The sequence below is a fragment of the Streptococcus australis genome, assembly GCF_019930045.1.
GTDB lineage: Bacteria > Bacillota > Bacilli > Lactobacillales > Streptococcaceae > Streptococcus > Streptococcus australis_D.
Genome location: NZ_JAHZQQ010000046.1, coordinates 1 through 14953 on the forward strand (window position 1 = coordinate 1; position 14953 = coordinate 14953).

Below are 14953 nucleotides of genomic sequence, written 5' to 3' on the forward strand. Positions count from 1 at the left end.
TTTATGCTGTTTTTCGCAATTCTAGTATATCAGATGAACGTGTCTTTTGTGTTGCACTTCATTTTACAACAGGGCTCAGTATTTTTTTAAACAGGGGAATAGTTTAGGTCTGAAAGAATTAACTTATACATTTACAAGGTTCATTCTGATCGACTTTATAACTGTCTAAGAAAAAAGTAAAGATTCATACAGTATCTAGATTTTCCAAAAATTCTTTATCATCAAATATTATTAACAAAACTATCCAAACCAAATCCGATACATTGCTTCAAAGAATTCTTTAGTTGTTTGACTAGCGAGGTCTTTAATTAAAAAAATTTTTAAAATAATTGCCACCTTGACACATAAATTCTTGCTTTCCAAGTTTAAATGTGATATATTTATAACATAAATTTTAAGTGTTATATATTTATAACATGAAAAAGGAGTCTATCATGAAAAAAAGTCAAAAAATGCGTGGCCTCATTGCAATGATTGCCGTAGCTCTCTTTATTGATTTTATTGTTTTATTTGGTTCTAATCTTAGTTGGGGATCCAAGTTAGTTATTACTGGTATTTCAGTGTCAGGTCAAATTATAGCTATATGGAGCTGGCTACATATGAAACCACGGCCTCATAAGATTCAGAAAGGTGAGGGGAAGACTATTTTTGACTTGTCTGCTAAGCTTTACACGATACTTTTTTTTGCAGCAAGCATTTTTTATACAGTAGGGATTTGGGTTGCGACCCCAAGCGAAAGTTCTGGTATTAAAGAATGGATTTTGGGAATTGGTCTCGTTATTGAAGTGATTGTATTTGGTTTTTTCTGTTTGAAAAATGTCAAGGAAACTCCGGACGAACGCTTTTATGCTAATTTAGCCAAGGCAGCTAGCTTGATGTTTGTTTTTATACTAGGCGCACTGATGATTCTAGCAGTTATCATTGGGTATATAGGGTCTCTCACTCTTCACATGGGCCAGATCTTTATTAGCATATCTGCCTTGATTTTCATCTTTGCGGTTGTCTATCTTATCTTGGAACGGAGAGGATAAGCATGGCCAAAGAAAGCAAGATTATTACTAATCTCAAATCTGTTCGTGAGTCCACAGGCATGACCCAGCAGGAGTTGGCCGACCTCATCGGCATGCGACGCGAGACAATTCTGCACCTAGAAAATAACCGTTACAATCCTTCGCTAGAAATGGCTCTTAAAATTGCTCAAGTTTTTAATCTGAAAATAGAAGACCTCTTTGAACTCAGACAGAAAGAGGAAGCATAATTCTTTTCGAGACCTAGTATTAAGTTCATTGATTAATTAGGAATTGAAGCCAAAGGAAAAATCCTTTTTAGTCGTGATAAAGAAGTTATTTCATTGATACCTAACTTACATTGCTTAAAGAGAAATAAAAATGGAACCCCTAGTCATCCAGTCTACTTATCCAAAGACATAAAACCTTCCTCATACAAAGGATAGACCTTTGACTTTCCAAAAATTAGTGTTTTCCTGAAAGTTTTGAATTTGAAACGATGAACAATCAAAAACAACCGGAGAAGAAACAGTTGCCAACTCCTTCTTCTCTGGTTGTTTTTTATACTAACAATCTTTCCGACTTAGTTGATAAGAATATAGGATCGGAATGAGAACAATGGTGAGGATGACCAGCACCAGTACATAAGAAAGCGCGAATTGAAGGCCTGCTTCAAGAAGAAGGATCAATCCTCCGAGGACCCACAACTTCCCTGCCAAGCGATGGGTTTTGTGCCAGTTATCTTCACTCTGCAAGGTCCAAGGCAGACGGATTCCAACCGTATGGTTCACTTTTAGCTTCGGCATGTAATTGCCCATGATCACAAAGATGAGGCCTAACAAAGCAGAAACAACAATAGAAGGATTGGTCGTAGAGCCTAGCGCCTTACTATAGATGAGATAGAAGACACTTAAGGAGACGATTGGAATCAACCAGTAGATCACTTTGACCATTTTCTCATTCATCGTGCGATTCTTAGGATCACGTCCGATCATAAAGATCACAAACAGATGCACCAAGAGAAGGAGGATAGGAAGACCAAACACGGCCAGTGGCTTCGATTGGAAATTATTGGCCTGACCTGCAAGGTTGAAGTGAATCGGGATTTGGTTAGGCAATTGCGGCCAAATTATCAGCCCCCAAAGTATGGGGAAGAGTATCACCATAGAAGTCAATAGCAATAGTTTTTTATTCGTTTTCATCAGTAGAATCTCCTTTCAAATCAACGAGCCAGACCATCAAATCTTCCAAGACAGAAGTATTGAGTTCATAGTAGATAAAATTCTTCTCTTTTTCCTCTCGAATTAAATCTGCCTGCTTGAGGAGGCTTAAATGATGGGAAATGGTCGCTCCTGCCACATCAAAGTGACCAGCGATATCTCCAGCAGATAATTTCCCCGCCTTTAGCAGTTCTAAGATACTTCTTCTTATCGGATTTGATAAAGCTTTAAATGTTTGCGCAAAATTCATTCTCTATCTCCTCTAATCTATTTAGATTTCTTTCTAAATAGATTCTAGTACTTTAAATAAAGATTGTCAACTCTATTTAGAAAAAAATCTAAATAGTTTTAGAAAACTGCTTGACAACAATCTACTTTGTTGAAAAGCTCTTCCCTCCCCCTTGATACAAGCGACAAGTATTGATTTTTCTAGAAAAAAGCGTATAATCAAATTCATACTATCTAAAGGGAGTCTCTATGAAGAAGAGTTTTATTCACCAACAAGAAGAAATTTCATTCGTTAAAACAACATTTACCCAGTATTTGAAAGACAAGCTAGAAGTTGTCGAAGTTCAAGGACCTATCTTGAGTAAGGTAGGAGATGGGATGCAGGACAATCTATCCGGAGTAGAAAATCCTGTCTCTGTAAAGGTCTTACAAATTCCCAATGAAACCTATGAAGTCGTTCACTCTCTAGCGAAGTGGAAACGCCATACCTTAGCTCGATTTGGTTTTGGGGAAGGGGAAGGTCTCTTCGTCCATATGAAGGCCCTTCGTCCAGATGAAGATTCGTTGGATGCGACCCACTCAGTCTATGTTGACCAATGGGACTGGGAAAAGGTCATTCCAAATGGGAGCCGTAACCTAGCCTACTTGAAGGAAACAGTTGAAAAAATCTACAAGGCCATTCGTCTAACAGAGTTGGCAGTTGAAGCTCGCTATGATATTGAATCGATCCTGCCGAAGCAAATCACCTTTATTCACACAGAAGAGTTGGTAGAGCGTTATCCTGACTTGACGCCGAAAGAACGGGAAAATGCCATCACCAAAGAATATGGAGCTGTCTTTTTGATTGGGATTGGTGGCGTCTTATCAGATGGTAAACCGCACGATGGACGGGCACCAGACTATGACGACTGGACAACAGAAACTGAAAATGGCTACAAGGGCTTAAACGGGGATATCCTTGTTTGGAATGATAACTTAGGGGCGGCATTCGAATTATCTTCTATGGGGATTCGGGTTGATGAAGACACCCTCAAGCGCCAGGTTGCTATCACAGGAGATCAAGATCGTTTAGAATTGGAATGGCACCGTGCGCTCTTGAATGGCCTCTTTCCACTAACTATCGGAGGTGGGATCGGTCAATCGCGGATGGCCATGTTCTTGCTTCGTAAGAAACATATCGGAGAAGTCCAAACCAGCGTCTGGCCACAGGAAGTTCGCGAACAATATGAAAATATCTTATAAGATAGTTGAAAGTAAAGCAACGAAAGAAATCGAGCCTTGCATGTGATGCGGGCTCTATTTTTATGGGCTGGAGAAGTTCCCTTTTTCTATTCCTGATGGGCTTGTAGCCTGATTTTATCGCTTGAGCGCTGTCACGGACTAGAAATTGTGATAGAATAATAGTACAAAGCAAGCAAAGGAGTGGTGTCTATGAAATTACAAAAACCAAAAGGAACCCAAGATATCCTGCCACAGGAATCCGCTAAGTGGCAATATGTAGAAGGATTTGCTCGCGAAACCTTTAAAAAATACAATTACGCAGAGATCCGCACACCTATTTTTGAACATTACGAGGTCATTAGTCGTTCGGTAGGGGATACAACGGATATCGTGACCAAGGAGATGTACGACTTCTATGATAAGGGTGATCGTCATATCACTTTGCGTCCGGAAGGGACAGCACCGGTGGTCCGCTCCTATGTTGAAAACAAACTCTTTGCACCAGAAGTTCAAAAACCAAGCAAGGTTTATTATATCGGTCCTATGTTCCGCTATGAGCGTCCTCAGGCTGGTCGTTTGCGTCAATTCCACCAGATTGGTGTAGAGTGTTTTGGATCTAGCAATCCTGCAACAGACGTTGAGACGATTGCCATGGCTGACCAATTCTTCAAAGAGATTGGCATTGAAAATGTCGTCCTCCACTTGAATACCCTTGGTAGCACAGCTAGTCGGGCAGCTTATCGCCAAGCTTTGATTGACTACCTCCTTCCAATGAAGGACCAACTTTCAAAAGATAGCCAACGTCGTCTAGAGGAAAATCCGCTCCGCGTCTTGGACTCAAAAGAAAAAGAAGACAAGCAAGCGGTTGAGAATGCTCCATCTATCCTAGACTACTTGGACGAAGAAAGCCAGGCACACTTCGATGCCGTACGGGCTATGCTAGACGGTCTCGGAATTGACTATGTCATCGATACCAATATGGTGCGTGGCCTAGACTACTACAACCACACCATTTTCGAATTCGTGACGGAAGTAGATGGGAATGAGTTGACTGTGTGTGCGGGAGGTCGTTACGATGGCTTGGTGGAATATTTTGGTGGACCAGCAACACCAGGTTTTGGTTTTGGGATGGGACTTGAGCGTCTCTTGTTGATCCTCGATAAACAAGGAGTTGAGCTTCCTGTTGAGACGTCATTGGATGTCTACATTGCTGTGTTGGGTTCAGAAGCAGAAGTAGCTGCTTTGGAATTGGTTCAGGCCCTTCGTCGTCAAGGCTTCATCGCAGAACGTGATTACCTAGGCCGTAAGTTGAAGGCTCAGTTCAAGTCAGCTGACGTCTTTGGGGCCAAAACTATCATTGCTCTTGGTGGTAGCGAGGTTGAAAGTGGGCAAATCACCGTCAAAAACAACCAGACTCGTCAGGAAGTGTCCACGTCCATCGAAGAAGTAAAAAATGATTTTCAGACTATTTTGAATCAACTATAAAAAGAAAAGACGGATGCCGAGAAGGTGTCGGTCTTTTTGCATGCCCTCTACTTTCTCCTTGTGGAGAAAGCTGACAGCTGGGCCCATTTTTGATATACTAGTAGGGTATGCATGTGCCCTTTAGCACTTGCAATTCTAGTAAAGGAAAAAACACGGTATGAGTGAAAAAGAAAAAGAATCGCATAAACTTAGCTTGAGTGTCGGGTCCAATTTTCAAGATACTCAAGAGCTACGAAAGGTATTGGAACAATCAATTAGCCGGGAAGAAGAAGTTTTGACGGCTAGTCAACCGGTGGAATCAGAGCAGAACCAGGAAGAGAGCCAGGTTGCTGGAGAAGCGGTGGAAACAGAAGCTTCGACCGGAACTCTAAGTCGCCTATCACAATCTGGTCATCGTCGCAAAGAGAAGGTTGAAGCGAGATCGAAAGACCAAGAGGATGTAGAAGAGACATTAGAAGAGCAAGAAGATGAAAAGTCGTTGGGGCGTTATGCCATTAAGCGACCAGTTCCCTTGTCACTACCCATTGCTCTTAGTGTCCTACTTGGGCTGGTCCATGTAGCTCTTCCTTTTATCAACTTACTGGCGACCAATCAGCAAACCCAGGACTTATATGCCGGTTGGGCAATGTCTCAAGGTCAAGTTCCCTATGGTCATTTCTTTGGGGTCAATGGCTTGCTCTACTACGGGATCAGCGCTTTAGGAAGTTTGCTAGGAGGTCAAGTTCTCCTGGTGGTCTTCCAGATTTTAGCCTACTTTTTTGCTGGGACGAGCCTGTATCGGATGGTCAGAAGCTTGGTTGCAAGTGAAAAAATTGCAGGACAAGTTCAGCTACTCTTCTACCTACTTGCTGGAGTGCTTGGATTTGGCGGCAATTACGCTGTCTTTTATGTCCTGCCCTTCCTATTTGGCTCTATGAATTTCATTCTCGCTTATCTAGAGGGTGAGAAAACAGATGAATCCTTTGTCGCCTATGGCGCAGGAGCCTGTTTGGCCTTTATGATGGTGCCATGGCTGAGTGTGATTTTTTATCTGCTTGCTTTTCTTGGATTGACAGCCTATCATGTGAAGCAAAAGAAATTTGCTCATGGCTTCTATCAATTCCTCGCTGCTCTCTTGGGATTCTCTCTTCTTTTCTATCCCTTAGGCTACATCACCGTGTGGAACGGCTCCTTTGGGTATGCGATTCATCAGACCTTATATAGTCTCCGCTCCCTCCAGTTTGATGCTGGTCACCTATTAGCCAACCTAGTTTATTACTGTTTATTGCTGTTAACGCTTGGTTTCGCTTCAGCTTTCGTCATGTCCTTCCGAAAAGTATCGACAAGCGGTCAACGTGTGATTCGGTTTATGAGTTGGTTTGGTCTTCTGCTAGTTGCCACTGTTGTGGTTGGGACACCAGAGCAAGGGGCCTATCAATTCCTTAGCCTCTTACCTTTTGGTCTCCCCTTGTTCGCTCTTTGGTTTGCGGGAGAAGAGTCCACTTATCAGCGCCGGAAGATGAAGAACAATTCTATCTGGCACCTTTATTTCTCCAGTCAAGCCTTCCTACCGTTTTTGGCAATGGCTTATCTAGTGGGCTATCCAGTTGTGAATCAATTTGTTCTCCAAAACAACCTAGCGAGTGAACGAAGCACCATTGCCCACTATATCAAGAGTCATAGTGATTCCAAGGATACCATCTATGCTTGGGATCAGACGGCCCATCTCTATCAGGAAAGTGGTCGCCTGGCATCTTCGTCCCTCCTAACTCCGACGGCCTATCTAGGTCCGAGGGAAAATCGAACCAATCTGATTAATCAGATTAAGCAAGACAAGCCGAAGTTTATTGTGGTCAATAAGGACCTAGATGTAACGTCTGCTCTGCAAAAAGTTTTAACTAAAAATTATGAAAAAGTGAACCAGAAAGGTTCCCAGTATACCTTGTACCAATATAAATAGACTATCAATATCTTGTGGTTTTGAAATGAAATAACATTTTTTGCCACAAGATATTGATTTTTTATTTTTGAGTGATATAATATGGAGTGAATTCTATTTGTATAAAAAAGAAAGTGGGCGAGCGTATGATAACGTTACGAGAAGAGCATATCCAAAGTCTCCCCCAACTCTTTGTGGAAAAGAGAGATGGGCGGAAGGTCAAGTTTGATGTCGATAAAATTTACCGTGCTTTGGTCAAAGCGACAGAAGAAGTGACCGGTCTCACTCCGGCCTTGGAAGCGAAATTAGAAACCGTAACAGACCGAATCGTGGCTGAAATTTTGGAACGCTTCCCTCGTGGCGTAAAAATCTACGAGATTCAAAATGTCGTTGAACACGAGTTACTGCAAGCCAATGAATATGCGATTGCTGAGAGCTATATTACTTACCGGACTCAGCGGGATTTTGAGCGCTCAAAAGCGACGGATATCAACTTTACGATTGGAAAACTCCTCAATAAGGACCAAGCAGTCGTTAATGAGAACGCCAATAAGGACAGCGACGTCTTTAACACGCAACGGGACTTAACGGCGGGGATCGTCGGTAAGTCTATTGGTCTCAAAATGTTGCCCAAACACGTAGCCAATGCCCACCAAAAAGGGGATATCCACTACCATGATTTGGACTATAGCCCTTATACTCCGATGACCAACTGTTGTTTGATCGATTTTGAAGGCATGCTACGCAATGGTTTTAAGATAGGGAATGCAGAAGTAGAAAGTCCCAAGTCCATCCAAACTGCAACGGCTCAGATCTCGCAAATCATTGCCAATGTAGCCTCTAGCCAGTATGGGGGTTGCTCAGCAGACCGGATCGACGAGGTCTTGGCTCCTTATGCAGAAAAGAATTATCAGAAGCACTTGAAAGATGCAGAGGAGTGGGTTCTCCCTGAAAAACGCGAGGACTATGCTTGGCAAAAAACGAAAAAAGACATCTATGATGCCATGCAATCGCTGGAATATGAGATCAATACCCTCTTTACCTCAAATGGGCAAACGCCCTTTACTTCGCTTGGCTTTGGTCTTGGAACCAATCGCTTCGAACGGGAAATCCAAAAGGCGATTTTGGAAATCCGGATTAAGGGACTTGGATCGGAACATCGGACAGCTATCTTTCCAAAACTGATCTTTACCCTCAAGCGGGGGCTCAACCTAGAACCTGGAACCCCTAACTATGATATCAAGCAATTGGCCTTGGAATGTGCGACGAAGCGCATGTACCCAGACGTTTTGTCTTATGACAAGATTGTCGATTTGACGGGCTCCTTCAAGGTTCCGATGGGATGTCGCTCTTTCCTTCAAGGTTGGAAGGACGAGAATGGTGTGGAAGTTAATTCTGGCCGGATGAACCTAGGGGTTGTGACGGTCAATTTACCTCGGATTGCCTTGGAATCTGGCGGAGACAAGGAGAAGTTCTGGCAAATCTTTAATGAACGGATGAACATCGCTGAAGATGCCTTGGTTTACCGGGTGGAACGCACCAAAGAAGCGACACCAGCCAATGCACCGATTCTCTACCAATATGGGGCTTTCGGGAAACGCTTGGGCAAGTATGACCAGGTAGATCAGCTCTTCCGTCATCGCAGAGCGACCGTTTCTCTAGGTTATATCGGACTCTATGAAGTCGCAACCGTCTTTTATGGTCCAAATTGGGAACAGAATCCAGAAGCCAAGCAATTCACGATCGATATCATCAAGGATATGAAAGCACGTGTGGAAGACTGGTCTGACCAGTATGATTACCACTTCTCCATCTATTCGACACCGTCAGAAAGTTTGACAGACCGCTTCTGTCGCCTAGATGCAGAGAAATTTGGTCAGGTTCCAGATATCACAGACAAGGAATACTACACCAATAGTTTCCACTACGATGTTCGTAAGAACCCAACTCCATTTGAAAAGCTAGATTTTGAAAAAGTCTATCCAGAAGCAGGGGCGTCTGGTGGCTTTATCCACTATTGCGAGTATCCAGTGCTCCAACAAAATCCAAAAGCCCTAGAGGCGGTTTGGGATTATGCTTATGACCGGGTCGGCTATCTCGGAACCAATACACCGATTGACCGTTGCTATAAGTGTGATTTTGAAGGGGATTTTACACCAACCGAACGAGGTTTTACTTGTCCAAACTGTGGCAATAGTGATCCTAAGACAGTTGATGTGGTCAAACGGACCTGTGGCTATCTAGGAAATCCTCAAGCACGTCCGATGGTTAATGGACGTCATAAGGAAATCGCTGCGCGGGTCAAACACATGAATGGGTCCACGATTAAATCAGCTGGACACCAAGTGACAGATTAGAAAAGGAAGATTATGGGAAAATACCAACTAGATGATAAGGGCAAGGCCCAGGTTCAACGATTCCACGAAAAACATTCGACAGGTGGAATCAATAAAAAAGACCGGGTAGCCAGCCTGAGAGAGCAATTTTTAAAAAAGGCTAAGAAAAAATAAAAGTGAGAGTCCGCTCTCGCTTTTCTCGTATAGGGAGGTAAGGATGGAATTACGCAGACCGACTTTAGCAGATAAAGAAACTATTCTAAACATGATGGCAGAGTTCGAAGAGACCCAATCGGCCCACGACGGCGGCTTTTGGGATGCTGAGAACTTTGATTATGAGGAGTGGCTAGAAACTAACCTTAATAAAGAAATGGGAATAAATTTGCCTGAAAATCGCGTTCCATCAATTCAGTTCGTATTATTTGATGATGTAGGTGTTGCTCTAGGTTTTTTGAATCTACGGCTGAGACTAAATGAGGGATTGCTGAATCATGCTGGCCATATTGGCTACTCCATCCGTCCCTCTGAAAGGGGCAAAGGCTATGCAAAAGAAGCTCTTCATCAAGGTCTGCAAGTGGCTAAAGAAAAGAACATTCATCGTGCTCTGGTGACATGTAGCACGGAAAATCCGGCCAGTCGAGCAGTGATTCTGGCTAATGCCGGAGCTTTAGAGGATGTTCGAGGCGGAAAAGAGCGCTACTGGATTGATGTCGATTAAGGAGGAAGCATGGAGCTAAGACGACCAACTTTGGAAGATAAAGAAGCGATATTAGAGATGATTACGGAGTTCGATGTAGCAAAATCCTATATGCACGGTGGCATGGGCTCCACTTGGAAGCGAGCAAAGGATTTTGCGGATTGGTTGCGAATTGTAGAGCGGCAGGAGGATACTGAGAATCTGCCAGAAGGCTGGGTTCCTACCATTCAATTTTTATCCTTTGATGAGACTGGCTACCCTCTGGGCTTTTTAGCCCTGCGCTTGTCCTTGAATGACAAATTATTTGTAGAGGGTGGTCACATTGGCTATTCCATCCGGCCCAGTCAACGCAGAAAGGGCTTGGCTAAGTTGCAGCTAGAGCTAGGACTAGCAGAGGCTCGAAAGCAAGGATTGGAACGAGTACTGATTACCTGTGATGAAGACAACGAAGCCAGTCGTCGCACCATTCTCTCTGCTGGCGGTGTTTACGAAAACACAATCGACAGAAGTCAGCGCTACTGGATTGATTTGGAGGATGAAGATGAACAATCCCAAACCTCAAGAATGGAAAAGTGAGGAGCTGAGTAAAGGGCGAATCATTGACTATAAGGCCTTTAACTTTGTAGATGGCGAAGGTGTCCGCAACTCCCTTTATGTAGCGGGTTGCATGTTTCACTGCGAGGGCTGTTACAATGTAGCCACCTGGTCTTTTAACGCGGGTATTCCCTACACCAAAGAGTTAGAAGAGCAGATCATGGCCGATTTGGCCCAACCCTATGTACAGGGCTTGACCCTGCTTGGGGGGGAACCCTTTCTCAATACTGGCATCCTGCTGCCCTTGGTTAAGCGGGTGAAAAGAGAACTCCCTGACAAAGATATCTGGTCTTGGACCGGCTACACCTGGGAAGAAATGATGCTGGAGACGCCGGACAAACTAGAACTACTTTCGCTGATTGATATTCTGGTGGACGGTCGCTATGATAAGAGCAAACGCAACCTCATGTTGCAGTTCAGAGGTTCTTCTAACCAGCGGATCATTGATGTTCAACAATCTCTCAAAGAAGGAAAAGTCGTCATCTGGGACAAGCTCAATGATGGCAAGGATTCCTATGAGCAAATAAAAAGAGACTAGGAAGACTCGGATAGCCCTTATAAAGATGGAAGTTTCATGGTTTTTCAATTTGCAAGAAGTGGGCTCTTTTTTCAGACAATTTCATTCTCATTGACAAAATTCACAAGAATTCATGGTATAATGGAATAGATTGTACGAAAGTTAGAGGAGTCTAATTCGTATCTTAAGGAACAGAATGAGGAAATGTACATGACATTAGTTTATCAATCAACGCGTGATGCGAACAATACAGTAACAGCCAGCCAAGCGATTTTGCAAGGTTTGGCAACAGATGGAGGCTTATTTACTCCAGTTAGCTATCCAAAGGTGGACTTGGATTTTGAAGTATTAAAGGACGCTTCTTACCAAGAAGTGGCTAAGCTTGTCTTGTCAGCTTTCTTGGATGACTTTACAGCAGAAGAGTTGGACTACTGTATCACCAACGCCTATGACAGCAAGTTTGATACTCCAGCCATTGCTCCTCTTGTCAAACTTGATGGTCAATACAACTTGGAACTTTTCCACGGTTCAACCATTGCCTTTAAAGATATGGCCTTGTCCATCTTGCCATACTTTATGACAACGGCAGCTAAGAAACACGGTTTGGAAAACAAGATTGTCATCTTGACAGCAACATCTGGAGATACTGGGAAAGCTGCTATGGCAGGATTCGCGGATGTCCCAGGTACTGAAATTATCGTCTTTTATCCAAAAGACGGTGTCAGCAAGGTACAAGAGTTGCAAATGACCACTCAAACTGGGGACAATACGCATGTTATCGCCATTGATGGAAACTTTGATGATGCTCAGACTAATGTGAAACATATGTTCAACGATGTTGAACTACGCGAGAAATTGGCAGCCAACAAGCTTCAATTCTCATCAGCTAACTCTATGAATATCGGCCGCTTGGTACCACAGATTGTTTATTATGTTTATGCCTACGCTCAGCTTGTTAAAACTGGCGAAATTGTGGCGGGTGAAAAAGTTAATTTCACAGTGCCGACAGGAAACTTCGGAAATATCTTGGCGGCATTTTACGCCAAACAAATCGGGCTACCAGTTGGTAAGTTGATCTGTGCTTCAAATGACAACAATGTCTTGACAGACTTCTTTAAAACTCGTGTCTATGACAAGAAGCGTGAGTTTAAGGTCACCACTAGCCCATCTATGGATATCTTGGTCTCTTCAAACTTGGAGCGCTTGATTTTCCATCTTTTGGGAAATGATGCAGTTAAGACAGCTGAACTTATGAATGCTTTGAATACACAAGGTCAGTATGAGTTGACTGATTTTGATACAGAGATTCTTGACCTTTTTGCGGCTGAATATGCTACTGAAGCAGAAACAGCAGCAGAAATCAAGCGTGTCTACGAGTTAGATTCTTATATCGAGGATCCACATACGGCAGTTGCTTCAGCCGTATATAAAAAATACCAAGCAGCGACAGGCGATGCGGCTAAGACCGTGATTGCATCAACTGCTAGTCCATACAAGTTCCCAGTGGTTGCAGTAGAAGCTGTAACTGGGAAATCAGGTCTTAGCGATTTTGAAGCATTGGCTCAATTACATGAAATCTCAGGAGTAGCAGTGCCCCCAGCAGTCGATGGCCTTGAAACAGCTCCAGTTCGTCACAAGACAACTGTTGCAGCGGCAGAGATGCAGACTGCAGTAGAAACTTATCTAGGACTTTAAAAGAGAGGAAGTAAACTCGGTTGGGAAACTAACTGAGTTTCTTTTCATCAGGAGGAAAGTGTGTCTCGTCAACAACAAGTGGATCGACAAATTTTAAGGATTGCCCTTCCAGCCATCGGAGAAAACTTTCTCCAAATGCTCATGGGGATGGTAGATAGCTACTTGGTCGCTCAGTTGGGTTTGGTTGCTGTCTCGGGTGTATCCGTCGCAGGCAATATCATTACGATTTACCAAGCTATTTTTATCGCCCTTGGAGCAGCGGTCGTGAGCCTCTTGTCCAAAAGTATGGGGCAAAAAGATCAGAAGGCCATAGCTCGTCAAGCCACCGAGTCTATCAAAGTAACGGTTTTACTAAGTTGTATGTTGGGGGCCTTATCACTCTGCTTTGGCAAGGAATTAATTGCCCTCTTGGGGGTTGAGGCAGCGGTTGCAGAAGCTGGAGGAATTTATTTATCTCTTGTCGGAGGAAGTATTTTGCTTTTGGGGCTGATGACGACTTTTGGAGCCCTAGTCCGTGTGGCCCACAATCCGCGGACACCTATGTATGTCAGTTTCTTGACCAATGTGTTGAATGCTCTGTTATCGAGTATCCTGATATTTATTTTTGGAATGGGCATAGCTGGGGCTGCCTTAGGAACGGTTCTTTCTCGCTTATTAGGGACCTACTTGCTCTGGCGTCAAGTTCAACTACCCTTCGCTCCTTTTTGTTGGGGCTTGGATCGAGACTTGCTCTCCCTTGCCTTACCTGCTGCTGGTGAACGCCTCATGATGCGAGCGGGGGATATTGTCATCATTGCTATGGTGGCTGTTTTTGGGACCAGAGCGGTAGCTGGGAATGCCATTGGGGAAGTCTTGACCCAGTTCAACTATATGCCGGCTTTTGGGATTGCGACAGCGACAGTCATGTTGGTCGCTAAAAGTTTGGGACAGAATGATTGGCAAGGGATCAAGCAAATCACCAGTCGGAGTTTCTGGCTCTCCTTTCTCTCCATGTTTCCCCTTGCCCTTACTATCTTCTTATTTGGAAGTCCTTTAACAGCCCTTTACACCAAGGATCCAGGAGCCCTTGTTGCCTCCTTGTCTGTCATTTTGTTCTCCTTACTTGGAACGCCTCTGACAGCTGGGACCGTCATCTATACAGCAGTTTGGCAAGGTTTGGGCAATGCCCGCCTTCCTTTTTATGCGACCACTATCGGTATGTGGGTGATACGGATTGGCTCTGGATATCTGATGGGGGTTGTCCTCGGCTGGGGCTTGCCAGGTATTTGGGCAGGTACCCTTTTGGACAATGGATTTCGCTGGTTTTTCTTAAAAACACTCTATCATCGGACATGGAAGGAATAAAACTTATGACACGAGCTTTTATTTGGGATTTGGATGGAACTCTTTTGGATTCTTATGAAGCGATTTTAGATGGGATTGCTGAGACTTATGCCCATTACTCTCTGGACTTTGACCGGGAAGCGGTCCATGCTTTTATTCTTCAACAATCCGTCCAGTCTTTGCTTGAAGACGTTGCTAGAGAACATGGCTTGGATGCGGAGGAGATGAATCGTTATCGTGCTTCTAGCTTGCGTGAGAAAAATGCCCAAGTTCATCTGATGCAGGGGGCTAGAGACATTCTAGCTTGGGCTAAAGAGGAAGGAATTGCCCAATTTGTCTATACCCACAAGGGGAAGAATGCTTACGCAATTCTCGAAGATTTAGGGATCCTATCCTATTTCCAAGAGATTGTCACAACGGACAATGGTTTTAGGAGAAAACCAGATCCAGAAGGAGTCGATTATCTAGTGGATAAGTATCAACTGGATCGGAGTGAAACCTATTATATTGGAGATCGAACCTTGGATGTTGATCTGGCAGACAATGCAGGAATCGGGAGTATTAATTTTTTAGATTACAAGCCGGACGTCAATCATGCGATTCGTCATTTGGATGATATTCGCCTCTATTTTGAAGAAGATAAATTGCAAGAATAAGTGCAACATTTACTTGAACTCATCCTCTAGAGCTTCACAAGCAGTTCTGTAAGCTA

The 14953-nt window shown here is 43.6% G+C and carries 15 protein-coding genes; 13 read left to right on the top strand and 2 right to left on the bottom strand.

Annotation, left to right across the window (positions count from 1 at the left end):
* Positions 1 to 434 precede the first annotated feature (434 nt).
* Together K1J10_RS08445 and K1J10_RS08450 are read left to right on the top strand one after the other, a co-directional pair.
* Positions 435 to 1031 (top strand): hypothetical protein, encoded by a 597-nt coding sequence (locus tag K1J10_RS08445; RefSeq protein WP_009732005.1) that lies wholly within the window; start codon positions 435 to 437, stop codon positions 1029 to 1031.
* 2 nt (positions 1032 to 1033) lie between these two features.
* Positions 1034 to 1258: a helix-turn-helix transcriptional regulator gene (locus K1J10_RS08450; RefSeq protein WP_009732004.1), complete on the top strand. Its 225-nt coding sequence runs from the start codon at positions 1034 to 1036 to the stop codon at positions 1256 to 1258.
* A gap of 315 nt (positions 1259 to 1573) precedes the next feature.
* On the opposite strand, the gene K1J10_RS08455 is transcribed toward K1J10_RS08450, so the two are convergent.
* A complete protein-coding gene (locus K1J10_RS08455) occupies positions 1574 to 2209 on the bottom strand; it encodes an SdpI family protein (protein WP_223356769.1) in 636 nt (211 codons plus the stop codon).
* On the bottom strand, positions 2196 to 2477 hold the full coding sequence (locus K1J10_RS08460) for an autorepressor SdpR family transcription factor (RefSeq protein ID WP_003009465.1): 282 nt from the start codon (positions 2475 to 2477) through the stop codon (positions 2196 to 2198). The genes K1J10_RS08455 and K1J10_RS08460 overlap by 14 nt, the downstream gene beginning before the upstream one ends.
* A 227-nt stretch (positions 2478 to 2704) precedes the next feature.
* Between K1J10_RS08460 and asnA the strand changes: the two genes are divergently transcribed.
* The 11 genes from asnA (at position 2705) to K1J10_RS08515 (ending at position 14897) form a co-directional block, all read left to right on the top strand.
* Positions 2705 to 3697, top strand: a complete 993-nt coding sequence (gene asnA, locus K1J10_RS08465; RefSeq protein WP_048692049.1) for an aspartate--ammonia ligase — start codon at positions 2705 to 2707, stop codon at positions 3695 to 3697.
* Positions 3698 to 3886: 189 nt separating this feature from the next.
* Positions 3887 to 5161 carry a histidine--tRNA ligase gene (hisS, locus tag K1J10_RS08470; protein ID WP_223356772.1) on the top strand — a complete coding sequence of 425 codons (1275 nt, stop codon included), beginning with the start codon at positions 3887 to 3889 and terminating at the stop codon, positions 5159 to 5161.
* A 157-nt stretch (positions 5162 to 5318) separates the two neighbouring features.
* A complete protein-coding gene (locus tag K1J10_RS08475) occupies positions 5319 to 7100 on the top strand; it encodes an MFS transporter (protein WP_223356775.1) in 1782 nt (593 codons plus the stop codon).
* 125 nt (positions 7101 to 7225) lie between these two features.
* Positions 7226 to 9436 (top strand): anaerobic ribonucleoside-triphosphate reductase, encoded by a 2211-nt coding sequence (nrdD, locus tag K1J10_RS08480; protein WP_223356778.1) that lies wholly within the window; start codon positions 7226 to 7228, stop codon positions 9434 to 9436.
* A gap of 12 nt (positions 9437 to 9448) precedes the next feature.
* Positions 9449 to 9589, top strand: a complete 141-nt coding sequence (locus K1J10_RS08485; RefSeq protein WP_006595204.1) for a hypothetical protein — start codon at positions 9449 to 9451, stop codon at positions 9587 to 9589.
* Positions 9590 to 9632: 43 nt separating this feature from the next.
* Positions 9633 to 10133, top strand: coding sequence for a GNAT family N-acetyltransferase (locus tag K1J10_RS08490; RefSeq protein WP_223356781.1), 501 nt, complete (start codon positions 9633 to 9635; stop codon positions 10131 to 10133).
* A 9-nt stretch (positions 10134 to 10142) separates the two neighbouring features.
* Entirely contained in the window at positions 10143 to 10688 is a 546-nt protein-coding gene (locus K1J10_RS08495; RefSeq protein ID WP_223356784.1) for a GNAT family N-acetyltransferase, read from the top strand.
* Positions 10654 to 11244 (top strand): anaerobic ribonucleoside-triphosphate reductase activating protein, encoded by a 591-nt coding sequence (gene nrdG / locus K1J10_RS08500; protein ID WP_223356786.1) that lies wholly within the window; start codon positions 10654 to 10656, stop codon positions 11242 to 11244. The genes K1J10_RS08495 and nrdG overlap by 35 nt, the downstream gene beginning before the upstream one ends.
* Positions 11245 to 11433: 189 nt before the next feature.
* Positions 11434 to 12918: a threonine synthase gene (gene thrC / locus K1J10_RS08505; protein WP_223356789.1), complete on the top strand. Its 1485-nt coding sequence runs from the start codon at positions 11434 to 11436 to the stop codon at positions 12916 to 12918.
* A gap of 60 nt (positions 12919 to 12978) precedes the next feature.
* Positions 12979 to 14262, top strand: coding sequence for an MATE family efflux transporter (locus K1J10_RS08510; protein ID WP_223356792.1), 1284 nt, complete (start codon positions 12979 to 12981; stop codon positions 14260 to 14262).
* Between the two features lie 5 nt (positions 14263 to 14267).
* Positions 14268 to 14897: an HAD-IA family hydrolase gene (locus K1J10_RS08515; RefSeq protein ID WP_223356795.1), complete on the top strand. Its 630-nt coding sequence runs from the start codon at positions 14268 to 14270 to the stop codon at positions 14895 to 14897.
* Positions 14898 to 14953 lie beyond the last annotated feature (56 nt).